We start from the raw sequence: 19,346 nt of genomic DNA on the forward strand, positions 1-19,346 counted from the left end.
GCCGCGACCGGGGCGACCGTGCGGCGTCTCGGCGGTGGCGTTCACGCGGTCGGTGCGGTGACGTCGTGACCGGCGCCCTTCCTCTCGGAGTTCGTCCGGTTGACGTTCGAGAGGCCGGGGTAAGCCGTGTTCGCCCAGGTGCCCGCGGCATTCTCGTCGGCGAACGCCGCGAAGTGCTTCGTGCCCGACGGCAGCCACTCGGCCACCTCGGCCGCGTGCTCGGCGTCCTGCCGTGCGGTCAGCCGGTCCTCCGCGTCCTTGCGCTCCTCGGCTTGGCGGGTGTCGAGCGCCGCCTCGGCCTGCCGCAGCTCCACCAGGTGCCTGGCCTTGAGGTCCTGCTCCGCCTTGAGGCGCTCGGCGTCCTGCTTGACCTTGAGCTGCTGCGCGGCCTGCTGCCGCTCGGCGAGCTGCCGCTGGGTGAGCTGGTGCTCGGCGGCCCTGCGTTCGTCGTCCTGGCGGACGCGCAGGTCGTGCTCGACGCGCAGCCGCTCGGCGGCCTGCTCGTTGTCGAGCTGCTGCTCGACGTTGCGCAGGACGGCGGCCTGGTTGTTCAGGACCTGCTGCCGGACCTGGTCCGGGTCGAACGAGCCGGGCGCGGCGGCGAGCTGCTGCTGGATCCGCGCCTCCACCTGGTTTCGCTCCAGCGCCTGGTTCGCCAGGACCTGGGCGGCGACCCGCTGCCGGTGCGCCTGCTGGTCGGTCGTCAGCTCGGCGGCGACGCGGTGCTGCTCGGCCAGGAGCCGGGCGGCGACCGCGTTGCTCTCGGCGGTGTAGTCCTGCCGCTGCGTGGCGAGCAGGTCGGCCTCGGACTTGACGCGCTCGGCGTGGAACTTCGCGTCGGTGGCGGCGCTCTCGGCCTCGTGCTCGGCCTGCTGGTCCGCCTTGAGCACCAGTGCCGCGGCCTGCTTCTCGGCTGCCTGGCGGGCCGCGACGGCGTTGCTCTCCGCGGTCCGCTCGGACTGGTGGCGCGAGGCCAGGGCGGTGGGCGCGCCGGAGGTCTGCCCGACGGGCGGCGCCGCGGAGCTCGAGCCGGCGTTGGCGCTGCCGGGCGGGGGCGGAGGTGTGCCATTGGTGGACGGGGTGGTGTTGCTCGGCGGGGTGTTGAACGCCGCCAGCCGGCGGTCGGCCGCGGTCTTGGCCTGCCACCAGTTCGCCTGCTCGACGTCGGCCGCGTCCTGCTTCCCCGCCAGGTCGGCGAGGGTGGTGGTGATCCGCGTCTCCAGGTCGGCGCGGTCCCGCACAGCCTCCTGGTGCTCGCGCTCGGCCGCCTGCCTGTTCTCCTCGGCCTGGCGGGCCTTGGCACGGGCCTCGCGGAGCCGGTCGTTGGCCGCGTCGAAGTCGCGCCGCGCGTCGGCGGCGGTGCGCTCGGCCGCCTCCAGGTCGGCCGTGGCCCGGTCCGCCGCCGTCCTGGCGTCCCTGGCCGCGTCGGCCGCCGCCTGCTGCCGGTCGAGGGCGGTCCGGTGCTCCTGCCGGGCCTTCTCCAGGGCCGTCGCGGCCTTCTCCTGCTGGGCCTGCCGGTTGTCGCGGACCTCGGTCGCGTCCTGGACGTCCTTCACCAGGCCCGGCCGCACCTCGTCGGGTGCGGCGGCCGGGTCGGTGCTCGGCGGGTTGGCCTGGTCGTGCCGGGTGAGGGCGGCCTCGGCGTCGCGCAGGGCCTGGTCCGCCCGGGCCCGGGCGTCGTCGACGGCCCGCGCGTGGATCTCGGCCAGCTCGACGCCCTCCTGCGTCGTCCGGACGTCCTCCGCCGCGTCGCTCAGCGCCTTGTCGGCCCGCCGGGAGGCTTGGTCGAGGTCGACCGCGAGGGCCTCGGCGTCCTCCAGCGCGGTGTCCGCCGCGTCACGGGTGGTGCGGGCGTTGTCGATCGCGGTGTCGTGGGCTCCCAGAGCGTCGAACGCCGTCTCCGCTTCCTGCGCCCGAACGCCCAGCACGGTCTGGCGGTTGGTCACCTCGATGTCCGCGCCGGTGCGCTGGGCGAGCAGGTCCTGCGCCTGGTGGCGCGCGGTCTCCACGGCGGCCTCGGAGGCGCGCCACGTCTGCGCGGCGTTCCGCACGCCGTCCTGAGCGGTCGCCAGCTCCGGCGGGATGGTGCGGCCCAGCGCCGCCTCCACGGACGCCACCGGCATCCGCACGTCCACCGAGCCGGGCACGGTCAGGTCGTAGACGCCGACCTTGCCGCCGCCGAGGTCGGCGACGAACCGGTACACCACCGTGGACTCGGTCAGGCCCGTGCGCCCGGACGGCTTCAGGTTCTGCTGCGTGCCGCTGACCGGGCCGCCCGAGTCGGCGGTCGAGTCGTCGCCCGTGTGCTTGAACTCCGGGAAGGCGAACGCGGAGTTGGCCGAGTCGACCAGGTCCGGGTTGCCCTGCGCGTCGTCCGCCTTCTTGTTCACACCGCCCGTCGGCGCGACGACGACGTCCCCGCTCTGGGTGTGCTTCGCCTCGGACGTGGTGGTGTGCGTGGTGGAGGTCGGGTTCTCCAGCTTGACCCCGTCGCTGAGCGAGTCGAGCCGGGTGTCGACCACCTTCGCGTAGACCTTCAGGGTCGCGTGCTGCGCCTTGCCCAGCGTCGCCTCGTGCAGGCCGGGCACCTCCAGCGGGCTCGTCGTCATGCCGGGCAGCATCGACTGGAGCGTCTCGGAGCTGAGCGTGGACAGCAGCGAGTTGAGCGAGCCGGTGCCCTTGCCGGTGATGCCCTTGCCCGCGCCCGCGCGTTCGAGCGCCGCGATGGCCGCCAGCCGGATGTCCTGGATGCCGCGCATCCCCTCTACCGACGCGCCGTCGGGCACGTCGAGGCCGTCCCGCAGCCACTCGTCGATCTTGGCCTGCGTCGCCTCGGCCGGTGGTCGGCTGGTCGCCTCCGCGCCGTACGGGCGTCGGTCGTCCGGCACGTCCGGCGAGTCCGCGCGGACGTTGTCGGCGTGCAGCCGGACGGTGATCGGCGCCTCGTCGGCCTTGACCCGGCCGACCTCCTGGTCGCCCTTGTGCACCACCAGCTCGAACTCGACCGGCACCTCGTAGCGCACGGCCGGGCCGGTGGCGGTGTGCTTGTGGCCGAACAGCTCGGTCGTGGTGTCCGCGGTGGTCTTGCTCTGCGCGAAGGTGAGGCTCGCGCCGACCGCGCCGCCGACGGCGGGCGACTGGCCGTTCCGCACGTCCGGCAGGTGCTGACCGCCGGCCCTGGCGTTGACGCCCCAGGAGGAGCCCTTGGTGAGGGCGTCGGAGTTCTTGTTCGAGCCGGCCAGGATGTGCTCCATGTCGCGGCCGTCGTTGACCGCTTCCAGGAACTTCGGTTGCCCGACCTTGGCCTTCAGCGTGACCTGGTAGGTGTCCTTGCCGATCAGCGTGCCCGGCTTGTGCAGCAGCAGCGGCACGCCGCCGTCCACCGCGGAGTCGATCAGGCCCTTGACGCTCGTCGGCGACGTCAGGTCGACCAGCCGCTGGAGGTTGCGCATCGAGTCGTCCAGCACCGAGTCGGGGATGAGCCCGCCCTTGGTGTTCCGGTTGACGGCCGTCGCGAGCTGCGCGACCACGGGGGACAGGTCCGGCACGTCGTCCACCACGCTGAGGCCCAGCGCGCCGGGCTCGCCGGGGTTGAGCCGCTTGGGCGGGCGCATCGCGCCGTGGTCCGGCGAGTCGTGCGGCGGCACGTCCTCCAGCAGGCCCATGTCCCGCGCGACCTGCTCGCTGACCCGCACGAACACGCCGCCCGGCAGGGTCACCGTCTTGCCGTTGGCGTGCGGCGTGCCCTTGTAGAGCGCGTTGCCGGACCGGCTCTCGCCGACCATGGCGAACTCCGCGTCCAGCTGCACCAGCACGGTCCGCTCCCCGGACGGGCGGACCAGCTTGCGGTCGACGTTGCCACCGACCTCGCGGGCCGTCGTCTCCGTCTTCGACCACGGCGTCCACTTCGCGCCCGCCGTGAACGTCCCGCCGCCCTGGGGCGTCGTGTCGTTCGGCTTGCCGCCGAGCCCGACGCCCGCCGAGCCCTCCACCGACTGGCCGTGCGCGACGCTGTCACCGGCCTTGAAACCACCGGTGGTCCACGTCTCGACCGGTGTGGTGTCCGAAATGGACACCAACTTGGGCCGGCCGAGCTTGACGGTCAGGCCGATCGCGCCCGTCCGGTCGGTGACGCGGCGGTCGAACCGCAGGCTGTCGTCGACCAGGCCCGTCTCGGCCATCTTGCGCAGGTTCGCCTTGAGGTTCTCCGGGCTGAACATCCTGTCGATCTGGTTGCGCGCCTGCGTGCCGGGCACGGTCAGCGACCCGTCCGCGCCCGCCGAGGTGTTCACCAACCCGATCGCGGCGTCCCGCAACGCCTCCGCGTTCGTCACGGCCTCGACGTGCAGCCACTCGTGCCGTGGCGGGCGGGTCGTGCCCGGCTTGAGCAGGCCGGCGATGGTGGTGTTCGGCGGGAGCGCGCCGTCCACCGGCTCGCCGGGCTTGAACTCCGTCGACGGGGTCTTGAGCGCGGAGCCGTCCGGCACCCAGAGCTGCACCTTCCCGCTGATCTGCGGCAGGATCGTCGGGTTGTCGCGGGCGTTCGGGTCCAGCGGCTTCTTCGAGTCGACCGTCCGGACGACGGTCTTCTCCTTCGGCACCTGCAACAGCGGCGAGCCCGGCGTCATCCGCTTGACCCACGACTGGTTGCGGCGGAACGTGGTGATCTCGACGTCGAACTCGACGTCGTGCGCGAACACCTGGGACTTGGCGTCGCCGACGTTGAGCGCCACGTCGTTCACCACCGGACCGGCGACGGTCTTGTCGGCCGTCGTGCTGCTGTACTTCACGGCCGCGTTGCCGGTGGGCGCGAGCGCCGCGGTGCCCGGCTTGACGTTCGCGCCGCCGCGGCCCTCGACGCCCGCGCTCCAGCCCTTCGTCGTGGTGGTCGCGCTGTCCAGCTTCGGCGCGGAGGACGACAGGCCGCGCACCTGGCGGGCGTCCGCCTCCCCGAGGTGCTTCGCCCCGCTCAGCCTGGCCTTGACGGTGACGTTGACGAACTCGTTGGTGGCGAAGCCCTGCCGCTTGAGCTGCACCTGCACGCCGGGACCGAGCAGGCTGTCCATCTTCGCCTTCAGCGCGGTCGGGGACAGCTCCGCGTCGAGCTTGCGCTGGTTGTTCAGCATCTCCACGACGTCGGCGAAGTTCTTGCCGTCCGCGCGCGGGTCGGTGTCCCGGTTCCAGTCGGGCAGGAAGCCGTCGAAGCCGGGCAGGCCCTTGAGGGCGCTCTCGACCTGCGCCTGCACCTGGTTCGCCGCGGTGAACTCGCCGACGCGGATGTTGCCCCCCGCGAGGCCCTCGGCCAGGTAGGGCGGTTCGAACCGGGTGTTCTCCGTGTTCGGCTTGGTGATCGTGGTCCGGGTACCGGCCGGCACGGGCAGGCCGTGCGCGCCGGCCTCCGGCAGCCCGAGCCGCACGTGCGCGGTCGCCGGGATGGTCACGGTGTCGCCGTTGGGCGTGCGCACGTCGATGTCGACGGTCACCTTGTACAGGCCGGTCTGCCCGCCGACCTGCATGCCGGCGCGGTTGACCGACGTGACGCCCGCCGACGAGGTCTCTGAGGTCTTGGCGGACGCCGAACCCGTGATGCCCGCCGTGCCGATGGGCAAGCCCGGCGTGCCGACACCGCCGCCGACGGCCGCGTTCACCTCGACGCCCGAGCCGACGGTGGCCGTGACGCCCGTGTTGGTGGTCGCGGCGTCGTGCATCCGGAACTGCGTGCCGCCGTGCGTGCCGACGAGCTCGGCGTCCACCAGCGTCGCCTTCATCTGCACGGCCGAGCCGTACGCCGAGTGCGGGCTGGTCAGGTTCGGCGAGGTGACCCAGCCGTTCAGCATCACGTGCAGGTTGTCGCGGATGTTCGTGGCGGCGAGGAAGTCCCGGAGCACCGTGCGGCCGTCCGCGCCGGGCTTCGTGACCGACGGGTGCAGGTTCGCCGCCACGTCCTCGAACGCCTGGTCCACGTCGATGTCCGTGACCGCCTCCGGCACGAGGTGCTCGACCTTCGCGCCCCAGGCCGGGTCCGCGGGCCGCACCCTGCCCTGGGCGTTGTCGGTGTTCGCCAGGTTCCGCAGGTCGTCCGGGACCTGGAGGGCGACGCTGGTCCCGTCGGTGTGGACGTCCGTGCTGCCGACGACGCCGCCCTGCGCGTCGGTCAGCGTGACCCGGTAGGTGACCGGCACGTCGTGCCTGGTCGAGCTGTCGCCGCCGCGGATCTCGCGGTCGTCCGACGCGGTCGTCGTGGCGGTGCTGCTGGTGACGGGGGTGGAGAGCGTGGTCTTCACGCCGACCGTGCCGTACGCGCCCATGCCCTGGCTCGCGGTGGCGTTGAGCGAGACGTCGTTGCCGGTCGTCAGGCTCGTGGTCGTCGTGCTGGTCGCGCCGCTGTCCACCCGGCTGTCGACCTTGGCGGGCGACGCAGTGCCGGGGCCCGTCGCGGGGTCGAGGACCGCGGTGACCTTGGCGTCGTAGAAGTTCTTGCCGACCTGGACCTGGAACGTGCGGCCGTTGCCGAGGAAGGACTCGAAATCGTCGCCCAGCGCCTTGCCGATGCGGTCGAGGCCCTGCGGTGCCACGCCGCGCACCGCGGGCAGGAGGCCGTTCACGGCGGTCACGACCTGGTCCGCGCCCCGCACGTCGTTGACGGCGACCGAGCCGAGCGCCTGGTTGCCCTGGAAGAACGACGGCAGCGGCACGCCCGGCAGCACCGCGGGCATGTTCGGCGTCTTGCGGTCCGGGTCCGGGTCGTCGGCCCTGCTGTCGGGGGCGCTGATCGTGGGGTTGACCGGGTTGGTGACCTGGCCGGTGTCCGGGTCGACGCGGGACGGCGCGAGGAATTCCGGGCTCGGTCCGCGCTTGTCGGTCAGCCAGAGGTCGCGCGGCATGACGTGGGCGCCCGGCTGGTCGGCGTGGGGGCCCATGATGCCGAGGTCGTCGACGACGCGGCCCTTGCCGACGACCTCGGTGGTGCCGTCGAGGTGGGTGATCGTCTTGCCCGGCGAGTGCTGGAAGACGCTCGGGTTCTGGTCGGGCCCCTCGGCGTAGGTGTCGTCGAGGCCGCCGGAGTGCCCGCCGATCTCGTGGGCGAAGTGCGCCGGTGTGGCGTTGATCGGCAGTTCGAGCTGGTTGGGCCGGCTGCCCGGAGGGGTGATGGTGATGGCGCCGGTGGCGTCGTCGCGGTTCGTGGTGAACTCGATGTTGACGTTGAGCTGGTCACCGCGCGGCAGACCGAAGCCCTGGTTCCAGAACCGGTCGGCGCCCTTCTTGGCGTTGGCCTCGAAGTCCCGGAGCTGGTCGGGGGTGTAGGCGTCGGCGTTGGTCACGTAGAGCTTGAACGTGCGGTCTTGGACGACGGTGTCCGGCTTGCCGTCGACGCCCGGGAACTCGATGCGGCGCGCTTCGTAGCCGATCTGGTTGCCCCAGGTGGAGAGCTCGAACCTCGGCCGGCCGTCCGGACCGGAGGTGATCCTGCTGTCGTTCGTCAGGCCGCCGACGTCGGCGAAGTGCCGGACGGGCGGGACGTCGGCGCGCACGGCGTCGACCTCGGCCGGGCTGACCGGGTTCGGGTGCCGGGTCCAGGAGGTGCCGGGGTCGCCGTGGTCCTTGCCGCTGTGCCGCCAGCTCTCGTCGTCGATCAGCGCGTCGGTGCCGGGCTGGTTCGGGATCGGCGGTGCCGGCCGGGTGGTCGGCTGTGCTTGTGGTTGGGCCGGGGCCGCTGGTGCGGGGCGGGTGCTCGGCTTCGCCGGGGAGTCGGTGGTGGACCGGGTGTCGGCCGGCGGGGGCGGTGCCGGGCGGGTGGTCGGCGGTGCCGGTGGGGTGGTGGTGTCGGACGAGGTGCCGGCCGGCTGGGTGCTGTTCGTCGTGCTCGACGTGTCGGCCGGTGGGGTGCCGGCCGGCGGGGTCGGGCGGTTGAAGTCGGCGATCCGCTGGTCCACGTCGATGCGGGCGTTCCACCAGTCGCGCTGGCGGGCGTCGGCCTCGGCGCGGCGCTGGTCCAGCTCCACCTCGGCCGCGGTGATCTCCGCTTCCAGTTCCGCGATGGCGCTCTCGACCTGGTGGTGGGCCAGCGCCGCGGACTGCTGCGCGTCCGCCGTGCGCTGAGCGGCGTCACGGCCGGTCTCCAGGCCTGTTTCGGCGTTGTCGAGCTCGCCCTGAGCGGTCTCCAGGGCGCCGTTGGCCCGGTCGAGGTCGATCCGCGCCTGCTCGGCGGCGGTCCGGGCCTGGTCGACCTCGATCTGCGCGGCGGCACGGGCGTCGATCGCGCCGGTGTTCGCGGCCTGTGCCGCGGCGGCGACCTCGACCGCCGTCCCGACCTCGGTGGCACGGGTGTCGCGCGTGGCGCGGGCGTCGTCCACCTTGCCGACCAGGTCCTTGGCGACCTTGTCGTCGGCGATCGGCGGGGCGTCCTCGGGCCGGTTGTCGAGGTGCGCGTCGAGGTCGCCCTGGGCGACGTCCAACGCCGCCTGCGCGTCGTCGAGCCTGACCCGTGCGGCGTCCAGCTCCGCGTTCGCGTCCGCCAGGTCACGCCCGGTGGTGCGCACGTCCGCGTCGGCGTCGCCCAGCGCGGCCCGCGCGTCGCGGTGGGCCGCGTCGAGGCCGGGGATCCGGTCGCGCAGGTCCGCGACCACGTCGTTCGCGGCGTCACGCCGGGTCTGCGCGTCCTGGACCGCCTGCTCCAGGGCGGGCACGCGGCCGGCTTCGGTCAGTTGGTCGCCGATCGCGTGGTTGTGGTCGACCTGCGAGGTCGTCAGGTCGCTCTGGAGCCGCGCGACGTCGGCGGCCACCCGGTTGATCACGGCCTGCGCGTCGTGCCGCGCCTTGTCGACCGCCAGCTCCGCCTCGCGCCACGCCTTGGCGGTGTCCTTGACCGCGGTCTGCGCGTCGCTCAACCCGGCGTCGAACTCCCGCCCGAGCACGGTCTCGGCTTCGGTCGACGGCATCCGCACCGACGCCGAGCCCGGCACGCTCAGGTCGACCACGCTGGTCCGGCCGCCGACCGTGGCGACCACGCGGTACTCCACGTCGAAGTCGACCAGACCGGTGCGGCCCTGCGGCTTGAGGTTGTTGGTCTTGTTGGTCGCCGAGCCACCCGACACCGCCTCGGCGTCCTCGGCGGCGTGCCGGGTCTCCACGCCGCCGGTGGCGAAGTTCGCGGTGTCCTTCGGGTCCTGGCTCGGCGCGACCGCGGCGCTGCCGGTGGCCCAGCCCGCCGACACGTCGCCGGTCTCGCTGTGCTTGGCCTCGCCGGAGGTCGTGGTGACCGACGACTTCGGGTTCTCCAGGTTCACGCCGTCGCTCAGGCCGCCCAGCCTCGGGTTGACCAGCTTCGCGTAGACCTTCACGTCGGCGTGCTGCCCGAACGTCAACGCGGCCTCGTGCAGCCCCGGCACGTCCAGCGGGCCGTCGAGCATCCCCGGCAGGCTCGGCTGGAGGTTCTCCGAGCCGAGCGTCGCCAGCAGGGTGTTCAGCGGGCCGGTGCCCTTGCCGGTGATGCCCTGGTTCGCGCCCGCCGCGGTCAGCGCCTGGATCGCCGCGGCACGCAGGTCCTGGGCCCCGCGCAGGTTCTCCACCGACGCCTTGGCCGGCAACGTGGCCGGTGAGCCGTTCTGCTGCCAGGCCGTCGCGGCCTGCGGCGTGCCCTGCGCGGCCGGCCGCGGGGTCGTGGTCGACGTGTAGCCGGCCGGTGGCGTGGCGGCCGGGGTGAACACCTTCTGGTTGTCCCCGTGCAGCCGCACCACGACGTCCTGCGGCTGGGCGGTGGCCCTGGTGACGACCTGGTCGCCCTTCTCCACCACCAGCTCGAACTCGACGGGCACGGTGTACTTCACGGCCGGGCCGCCCCCGGCGCGCAGGTGGCCGAACTGCTCGGTGGTGGCCTTCGTGACGTTGCTGCTGTGCTGCTGACCGACGTTGGCCGCGGCGATCACGCCGACGCCGCCGGACACGTTCGGGTTCGCGCTGCCGGGCTGGGCGAGGCCGGGCGACTTGAGGCCGACGCCCCACCCGGTCGACCGGCCGAGGCCGTCGGTCGCCTTCCGGGCGCCCGCGATGGTGTGCTCCATGTCGACGCCGTCGTTGACGACGCCGGAGAAGCTCGGCGCGTCCGTGACCCGCGCCTTGAGCGTGACCTGGTAGGTGTCCTTGCCGAACGTGCCCGGCTGGTGCAGCAGCAGCGGCACGCCGCCGTCCAGCGCGCTGTCGATCATCGCCTTGACGCTCGTCGGCGAGGTGAAGTCGACCAGCCGCTGGAAGTTGTTCATCGAGTCCTTGAGGACCGAGTCCGGTACCAGGTCGCTCTTGAACGGACCGCTGGTCCGCTCGTTGAGGTCGGTGATCAGGCCGGAGACCATGCCCGACAGGTCCGGCGCGGTGTCCAGCGTGCTCAGGCCGAGCGAGCTGGGCCGGTCCGGCGTCACCGAGGCGGGCGGCGCCATCGTGCCGAACGCGGGCGGCGGCGTCGACGGCTGCACCTTCGGCAGCACGCCCAGCTCGCGCGCCACGTCCTCGCTGACCCGCACGAACACGCCGCCGGGCAGGGTGACCTTGGCGCCTTCGACGCGCGGGGTGCCGCCGTAGACGACGTTGCCCGACCGGCTCTCGCCGACCACGGTGACGTCCGCGTCGAGCTGGATCAGCACGGTCCGCGCGGCGGGCGGGGTGACGAAGTTGCGGTCGACGCTGCCGCTGACCTCGGTCGCACTGGTCTTCGACGACGAGTACGGCGTGATCTTGCCCGCCACGGCGACACCGCCCGAGCCCGACGCGGGCTTCGGCTCGCCCGCGGGCGCCGGCGCCGCGTTCGGCTTGACGGGCAGGTTGACGCCCGCGGTGAGGTCGACGGTGTGGCTGCTGGTCTTCGCGTCACCGGCCTTGTAGCCGCCGGTGGTCGCGTTCTCGGTGCCGGTGTTGTCGGAGATCGACACCAGCTTCGGGTTGCCCAGCTCGATCGCCATGCCGATGGCGCCGGTGCGGTCGGTGACCCGGCGGCCGTACTTCAGGCCGTTCTCCTGCATGCCGGTCTCGGTCAGCTTGCGCAGGTTGGCCTTGATGCTCTCCGGGCTGAACAGCTTGTCGATCTGGTTGCGCGCCTCCGTGCCCGCCACGGTGAGCGACGAGTCGCCCTTCGCGGCCAGGTTGAGCGCCTCGATGGCCCGGTCGCGCACCACCTCGGTGTTGACGACGGCCTCGACGTGCAGGAAGTCCGGCGCGGGCGGCCGCGGCACCGGCGGGTTGAGCAGGTCCTTGATCGACGGCGGCCGGTCGAGCTTGGTGGCCACCGGCTTGCCGGGCTCGAAGCCGGACGGGTCGTGGTCCATCGACGAGCTGTCCGACACCCACAGGTGCACCGGGCCGGAGATCTGCGGCAGGCTCACCACGCCGGGCGGGTTGGGGCCGCCGGTCTTGGCGACCGGCTTGGGGTCGGGCACCTGGAGGATCGGCGAGCCGGGCGTGACCCGCTTGACCCACGCCCGGTTGCGGCTGAACGTGGTGATCTCGACGTCGAACTCCAGGTCCTGCGAGAACACCTGGGCGTCCGGGCTGCCGACGTTGAGCCCCGTGCTGGTGACGGTCGGTCCGCCGGTGTTCTTGGCGCCCCACCCGTAGGTGTACTTCGCGCCGACCTGCGGCGTCGGGGTGAGCGACGCGGCACCGGTCTTGACCGGGAACACCGCCTTGCCCTCGACGCCGACGCTGACCGACTTCTGCGTGGCGGTGGTGCTGTCCAGCTTCGGCGCGGTGTTCGCCGAGCCGCGCACGTTGCGCGCGTCGACCTGGCCGAGGTGCCGGGTGCCCACCGGCCGGGCGCGGACGGTGATGTTGACGTACTCGTTGGTGCTCAGGCCGCGCTTCTTGAGCTGCACCTGCACACCGGGGCCGAGCAGGCTGTCCATCTTGGTCTTCAGGGCGGTCGGCGACAGCTCCGCGTCGAGCTTGCGCTGGTTCGCCATGGCCTCCGCGACGTCGGCCAGGCCCTGGCCCTTGCGCGAGCCGGTGGCCGGGTCGTTCCAGCCCGGCAGGAACTTGCCGAAGCCGGGTACGTCGCGCAACGTGGCCTGGACCTGCGCCTGCACCTGCGCGCCGGGGCCGAACTCGCCGACCTTGACGTTGCCCGCCGCCAGGTCCGCGGCCAGGTAGGGCGGGAGGTACTTGGTGCCCGCCGTGCCCGGCTTGGTCAGCCCGGCCTGGGTGCCCGGCGGCACCGGCAGGGTCAGGGAGGCGGCCTCGGGCAGGCCGACCCGCATGTAGCTGGTGACCGGCATGACGACGTCCGCGCCGTTGGGCGTGCGGATGTGGACGTTCGCGGTCACCTTGTAGAGGCCGGTGTCGCCCTTGAGCTGGATGCCGGTGCGGGTGCTGCTGGTCGTGCCCGAGTTCGAGGTGTCCGAGGTCCGGGCCGAGTAGCCGGCCGTGGCGCCGCCCGTGCCACCGATCACGCCGGGCACGCCCACACCGCCGCCGACGCCGGCCGCGACGTCGAAGCCGGTCTTGCTGGTGGCGGACAGGGAGCTGCCGGTGGCCTGGGACTCGTGCAGCCGCAGCTGGGCGGCGTCGGTCGTGCCGACCAGTTCGGCGGTCAGCAGGGTGGCCTTCATCTGCACGGCGTTGGCCTTGCTGCCGTGCGGGCTGACCAGGTCCGGGGAGGTGACCCAGCCGCCGAGCATCGCGCCGAGGTTGTCGCGGACGGTGGTGGGGTTGAGGAAGTCCTGCAACGCGGTGCGGCCCGGCGCGCCGATCTTGGTGATCGACGGGTGCATCTTCGCGGCGACGTCCGTGAACGCCTGCTTCGCGTCGAAGTCCGTCACGGCTTCGGGCGTCGGGTGCTCCAGCTTCGCGCCCCAGCCCGGCGGCAGGGCTGCGGCCGGTTGGGCGTTGCCGGAGTCGGCGATCGTCTCCAGGTCGTTCGGCACGGCGAGGGTGACGCCGCCGTTGACCGCTTGGGGCGGGCGCACGCTGCCGTTGGCGGCGGTCAGCGTGACCTGGAAGGAGACCGGGACGTCGACGTTCGTCGAGCTCTCGCCGCCGCGGATGAACCGCTGGTCCACCGTGCCGGAGGAGGTGTTGAGCGTGGTGGCGGGGGTGGCGAGCTGCGCCTTGCCGGCCAGGGAGCCGTACGGGCCGACGCCCGCGCTCGCCGCCGCGGCGAGGCCGACGTCGTTCGCGGTGGTGAGGTTGGTGGCGGTGCCCGTGTTGGCGGCGGACTGGGCGGCCATGTCCACCTTGGTGGTGGTGGACGGCGTGCTGGTGACCGCGGCGACGTCGGCCGGCGGGAGCATCGTGGCCCGGACGTTGGCCTCGTACCAGGTGCCGTCGATCTTGACCTGGAAGTCGCGGCCCTGGCCGAGGAACGACTCGAAGTTGTTCTTCACCGCGCTCTCGATGACGGCGGCGTCGGCCGGGGTGATGCCGGTCATCGTGCCGGTGACGTGCTCGGCGCCCCGCACGTCGGTGGGCGCGATCGTGCCCAGTGCCTTGCCCTGCTGGAAGAAGTCCGGCAGGTTCCGCGACCCGAGCAGGGGGTTCGGTGCGGGGTTCGGCGCTGGGGCGGGTGCTGCGGGCGCCGGTGCTGCGGGAGCGGGCGTGGTGGTGTCGGTGTTGGCGGGCGCCAGGTCGACCAGCGGGATCGGCGGTTGGACGTCGTGGTCGACGCCCCGCGTGGTGGTCGACGGCGCCGGGCGCGTCCCGGGCGTGGAGTCGGGTGGGGTCGCGCCGACGAAGTAGTCGCCGAGCATGGTCCGGAACGTGGGGCCGGGTTTGAAGCTGTCCCACTTGGACCGCGGCCGGTCGAATTCCCGGTTCAGCAGGTCGATGTTGGTCTGGTAGCGCGCGCTGCCGTCGGGGAACTGGTTGTACTGGCTGGGTTGTCCGAGGCGTTCGGAGAGCGCGTCGGTGATGGTGCGGGCCAGCAGTTCGGTGACGGCTTCGTCGGGGTTCAGGTTCTTGTTGTAGACGCCGCCCTGGCCGTCGCGGTGCGCGAAGGTGACGTCGCTGCCGACGGAGTGCACGTGCATGAACTCGTGGGTCAGCAGGTGCCGGATGGCGTCGGCCTTGCGCGCGGGGTCGGTGGTGAGGCCGTCGAGGTGGTCGGTGTTGAGCAGCACGTGCCCGTTGATCGCGCGTGCAGGGTTGGTGAGGGTGCTCTCGATCAGCCCGGCACGCATGCCGGCGACGTCGCCGTCGGGGCCGACCTTGGCTCGGGCGACCTGATCCAGCAGGGTGTCCAGGCGTGCGACCGCGGCGGGGTCGCCGTCGTTGAGCTGCCGCAGGAAGTCGGCGGACAGGATCTCGGCGCGGACCTGCGCCGGGTCGATGCCCTGCCCGTTGAGCTGACCGGTGGTGACGTCGGAATCGCCCCGGTCGGTGGTCTTCAACGCGGTGTCCAGCTCCTGCTGGACGGCGAAGTGCTTGGCGAACGTCTGCTGGTCGAGCTGCACGACCAGATCGGGGTTCACGTTCGGCGTGGTGGTGATGCCGAACTCGCCCAGCTTGCCGGACAGCGCGTCGAAACCGGCCTGCACCTGCCCGATGTCGACCTGGACGCCCGCGATCTGCAGCGGCACCGGGGTGATCCGGGCGGGCAGCCGGGTCAGGATGCCGTTCTTCAGGTCCGCGTCCCGGACGTTCGAGTACGGGCCGGCCGGGGTGGTGGTCGTCGACGTGGAGGGCGCGCCGGGTGGTGGCGGGGGAGCCTGCGTTCCCGGGGCCGGTGGCACTGCGCCGGGTGGTGGTGGCGGCGCCTGTGTCCCGAAGGCCGGCGCCGGTGGTGGTGGCGGGGGCGGCGGGGCTGCCGCTTGTTGCGTGGCGGTGGTGGCCGGTGGGGGCGGCGGAGGCGGTGGCGCGGGTGGGCCGGCGGGCTGGAGGTCGGCCTCGGTGGTGGCTTCGCTGTCGTTGTCGTGCTCGGCGTCGCTGTTGAAGTCGACATCGACCTCGACTTCAGCGTCGCTGTCGACTTCGACTTCGACGGTGACTCCACCGTAGGTGACGGCGAGGACGGCGGGTCGGGGGTCGGTGTCGGGCTGGGTGCCGTGATCGGGCCCTCGTGACGGCGGCGTCTGGCGCGGCGAGTCCGGGTCGTGCAGCGTGGCGTGGTCGGCGTCGGGCACCATCACCTGGCTGTTGGTGGTGCGCTCGATCAGCCACAGGTGCCGCGGCTTGATCGAGGGGTCGCCGTGCACCGCGACGCCCATCAGCCCGTCGTCGTTCACCACCAGGTTCGACGGCGTCTTCCCCGGTGGCAGCTTGCCGTCGCTGTTGAAGATGCGGGCGTCCGGCCCGGCCGCGTCCTTGTACTCGTCGGGCAGGCCGAAGTAGTGCGCGACCTCGTGGGCGAGCACGTTCTCCGAGGTCTGGGTGCCCCAGTTGAGCTGGTCCGCGGCGGTGGAGTCGGTCACGTCGACCGTGGTGTGCGCGTCGGCGGGGTCGGTGACGAACTCGACCCTGGCGTGGAACTGGTCACCGGAGGGCAGCCGGTAACCCTGGTTCAGCAACCGGTTGACGCCGTCGGTGGTCTTCTTCGCCACCGCGTCCACATCGGACTGCGGTACGCCCTCGCCGGGCTTGAGGTGCACCTTGACGGTGTACTCCTTCACCCAGCTCCCCGGCGCCACCTCCATCCGGCGCACGTCGTGCCGGATGATGCCGGTCAACGAGTTGAGGTTGTTCGAGGTGCTCGACCGCTGGACGTCGGCCACCTCGGTGTCGACCGTGCGCACGGGAGCCTTGTCCCGCACCGGATCCCACAGCGTCGACGGCTGCGGGTCCTTCGGCGCGAACCAGTCCGCGGTGCTCGTGGTGTCGTGCCGCCAGGACTCGTCGGTGATGACGTCCTTGCCCCTGGGCGGCGGGGGAGCGGTGTCGGGGGTCGTGGGCGCGTCGGTGTCGGCCGGGGCGGGGCGCGTCCCCGGTGCGCTGCTGTGCTCGTCGACGCCGAAGTAGTCGCCGAGCATCGTCTCGAAGGTGTGCTGCGCGCTGGGCTGCCCCTCGACCCGGGGTTGGTCGAGCTCGTTGTTGAGACCGTCGACGTTGCCCTGGTAGCGGTTGCCGCCGGTTTCCGGGTACTGGATGTACTGGCTGGGCTGCCCGGCGCGTTCGGCGAGGACGTCGGTGATCTGGCGGGCCAGCAGCTCCGTCATCGCCTCGTCGGGGTTGATGTCCTGGCGGTAGACGCCGCCCTCGTCGGCCCGGTGCGCGAAGGTCTGCTCGCTGCCGACCGAGTTGACGTGCATGAACTCGTGGGTCAGCAGGTGCTGGACGGCGTCGCCCTTGCGGGCGGGGTCGACGGCCAGGCCGTCGAGGTGGCCGGTGTTGACCAGGACGTGGCCGTTGATGGACCGCGCCGGGTTGTCGAGCGTGTTCTGGATGACCTCGGCCCGCTGGGTGTCGACCATGGCGGCGATCCGGGCGGGCACGGCGTTGGGCTTGGGGTCGACCTTGGCGGTGACCACCTGCTCGAGGATGGCGTCGAGGCGGTCGGTGGCCGTGGGGTCGCTGGTGGGATCGGCGTCGTGCCGGGCGAGGTCGTGCAGGAAGTCGGGGTTAAGGATCTCGTCGAGGACCGCCCGGGGGTCGGTGATGCCCTGACGTCCGAGCTGCGCGGGCGTGATGTCGAACTCGGTGCGGTTGACGGTGTTGAGCGCCGCGTCGAGTTCCTGTTGCACGGCGAAGTGCTTGGCGAAGGTCTGCTCGTTGAGCTGCACGACCAGGTCGGGCGTCACGGTCGGGGTCTTGGTGACGCCGTGGGTGTCGTGGAGGGTGTCGAACAGCGCGTCGAAACCGGCCTTGATCTGCCCGATGTCGACCGGTACGCCCGCGATGTCCAGCACGTCCGGGGTGATGGTGGTCCCCGCCAGCTTGTTCCGGATGCCGTCCTTGAGGGCGGTGTCCCGTTGGGTCGAGTACGGCGGCTGCGGCGGGGTGGCGGGCGTGCTGGTCTGTGTTGCCGGTGCGTCGGACTGCGGTGCCACCGGAACGCCGACCACCAGGGCCGGCGTCACCTGGGCGTCGGATCCCGGCAGCGGCGGGGGTGGCGGGGCGGCCTGGTTCCCGGATCCCGGCGGGGGTGGGGGCGGCGGTGGGGCTTGGTTGCCGAAGCCCGGCAGCGGTGGCGGGGGTGGCGGGGCGGTCTGGTTCCCGAACCCGGGCATCGGTGGGGGTGGGGGCGGCGGTGGGGCCTGGTTGCCGAAGCCCGGCAGCGGTGGGGCTGGTGGGGGTGCGGTCTGGTTGCCGGATCCGGGCAGGGGTGGGGGCGGAGGTGGTGGTGGGGCTTGGTTGCCGAACCCCGGCAGCGGAGGTGCGGGTGGTGGGGCGGCGGGTGTGTTGGTCTGCTGGCCGGGCAGCGGCGGGGCGACCGGCGGGGTGGTGGGCGGTGCGGGCCGGGTGGCAGGCGGCTGGGTGGCGGGTGGCGGGGTGGTGTTGCTGGGTGGCGCGGGGTCGGCGATCGGCGGGGCGGGCCTGGTCGCCGGGGCAGGTGAGGGTTGGGCCGGTGCCGTGTTGGTGGGTGCGGCGGTCGGCGGGGTGGTCGGTTGGGTGGTGGTCGGTGGGGTCGGGGAGACCGGCGGCGCGGTTGGCGGCGCGGTGTTGGCCGGCGGTGCCGTGACCGGTGCGGTGCCGGCCGGTGGTGCGGCAGGCGGCGGGGTGCTGATCGGTGGGGCGGCGGGCGGTGCGGTGACTGGTGGCGTGGAGCTGACCGGCGGAGTGGTGACCGGCGGAGTGGTGACCGGTGGCGGGGTGATCGTGGGTGGTGCCGGTCGGGTGGTCGGTGAGGGCTGGGTGGTGTTCGTCGGGGCAGGTGAGGGCGTGGAGGCCGGTGCGGGAGGGGTGGTGGCGGCTGGTGCGGCGGGCGGCGGGGTGATGGCCGGTGCTGCCGGGGGCGTTGCGGCAGGCGTGACGGGAGGCGTGCTGATCGGGCTCGGCGACGGCGGCGCGCTGATGGTGGGTTTGGGTGCGGGTGGTGGCGTCGAGGGCGAACTGGCCGGGGCCTTGTCGACGTTGCCGTCGCCGGTCGGGGGCTTGGGTGCGTCGAACACACCCTTGTCCGGACCGCCGGTGAACCTGCTCGAACGGTCCGTTGACGGGCTCGCGGCCGGAGCGCTCGCGGCCGGTGGCGCGGCCACCGGTGGCGCTGCCGGTGCGCTCACCGGGGGTGTGACGGCGTGGGTCGGCTTCGGGCTGGTCGACGGTGGAGCCGTGGTGGTGGCCGGTGCGCTGGTGGCCGGGGTGCCGCTGGGCGGGGCGCTGGGCGTGCTGACCGGCGGCGTGCTGACCGCAGGCGTGCTGACCGCAGGGGTGCTCACCGGCGGCGTGGTGATGGTCGGCTTCGGGGCCGGTGGCGGTGTGGAGGGCGAGGAGGCCGGGGCCTTGTTGATGTTGCCGTCGCCGGTGGGTGGCTTGGGTGCGTCGAAGACGTCCTTGCCGGGCCCGCCGGTGAACTTGCTCGAACGGTCCGACCCACCGGCAGCACCGGGAGCAGCGCCGGGAGCCATCGGCGCACCACCCATCGGAGGCACGGCCGGAGCGCCCACCGAGGGCACTGCGCCCGCGGTCGGCTTCGGACCGGTCGCCGGCGGAGCCGTCGCTGTGCTCTGAGTGCCGCTGCCGGGCGCACTGGTCGCAGGCGCACTGGTCGTGGGTGCGGTGATCGGAGGTGCGCTCGCGGTGGGCGTGGCCGGCATGCCGCCAGGCGTGCCGATGGTCGGCTTCGGGGCCGGTGGCGGTGTGGAGGCCGAGGACGCCGGGGCCTTGTTGATGTTGCCGTCGCCGGTGGGTGGCTTGGGCACGTCGAAGACGCCCTTGCCGGGCCCACCCGTGAACTTGCTCGAACGGTCCGACCCACCCGCAGCACCAGGTGCAGCGCCCGGAGCCATCGGCGCACCGCCCATCGGAGGCGGTGTCACGCCGGGCGCACCGGACAGCGCGCTGCCGATGCTGCGGGCCGCCGTGCTGCCGCCAGGCGCGGTGACGCCGGTCACCGGGCCGGCACCCGGCGTCGGACCGCCCTTGGCCGCCGGACCACCGGACGTCGACGAACCGGGTGGCGTCACCCCCGGCACACCACCGCCGGGCACACCACCGCCGCCGCGCGGGCCACCCGGCGAACCGGGAGCACCCGGAACGCCGGAGATCGGCCCCACCGCCGGTCCACCGGTGCCGCGCGGCCCACCGGGCGGCGTCACGCCCGGCGCACCCGGCAGGTTCTTGACCGGCCCGACGGCCGGCCCGCCGGGCGACTTGGACGACCCACCCTGATTCGGCCCGGACGCGCCGGGCACGTTCGTGATCGGCCCCACCGCGGGCCCACCGGTGCCACGGGGCCCACCGGGCGGCGTCACGCCCGGCGCACCGGGCAGGTC

The 19,346-nt window shown here is 73.1% G+C and carries 3 protein-coding genes; 2 read left to right on the forward strand and 1 reads right to left on the reverse strand.

The window, feature by feature from the left end:
- Positions 1 to 41: 41 nt before the first annotated feature.
- Positions 42 to 16,961, reverse strand: a complete 16,920-nt coding sequence (locus LNK82_RS30650) for a coiled-coil domain-containing protein (protein WP_230570509.1) — start codon at positions 16,959 to 16,961, stop codon at positions 42 to 44.
- A gap of 349 nt (positions 16,962 to 17,310) precedes the next feature.
- Between LNK82_RS30650 and LNK82_RS30660 the strand changes: the two genes are divergently transcribed.
- Together LNK82_RS30660 and LNK82_RS30665 are read left to right on the forward strand one after the other, a co-directional pair.
- The gene (locus LNK82_RS30660; protein ID WP_230570510.1) at positions 17,311 to 18,582 is read left to right on the forward strand and encodes a hypothetical protein; all 1,272 of its coding nucleotides are present in this window, start codon (positions 17,311 to 17,313) and stop codon (positions 18,580 to 18,582) included.
- Positions 18,583 to 18,630: 48 nt separating this feature from the next.
- Positions 18,631 to 19,242 (forward strand): hypothetical protein, encoded by a 612-nt coding sequence (locus LNK82_RS30665; protein ID WP_230570511.1) that lies wholly within the window; start codon positions 18,631 to 18,633, stop codon positions 19,240 to 19,242.
- Positions 19,243 to 19,346: the final 104 nt, after the last annotated feature.

Source organism: Saccharothrix luteola (genome assembly GCF_020859565.1).
GTDB lineage: Bacteria > Actinomycetota > Actinomycetes > Mycobacteriales > Pseudonocardiaceae > Actinosynnema > Actinosynnema luteola.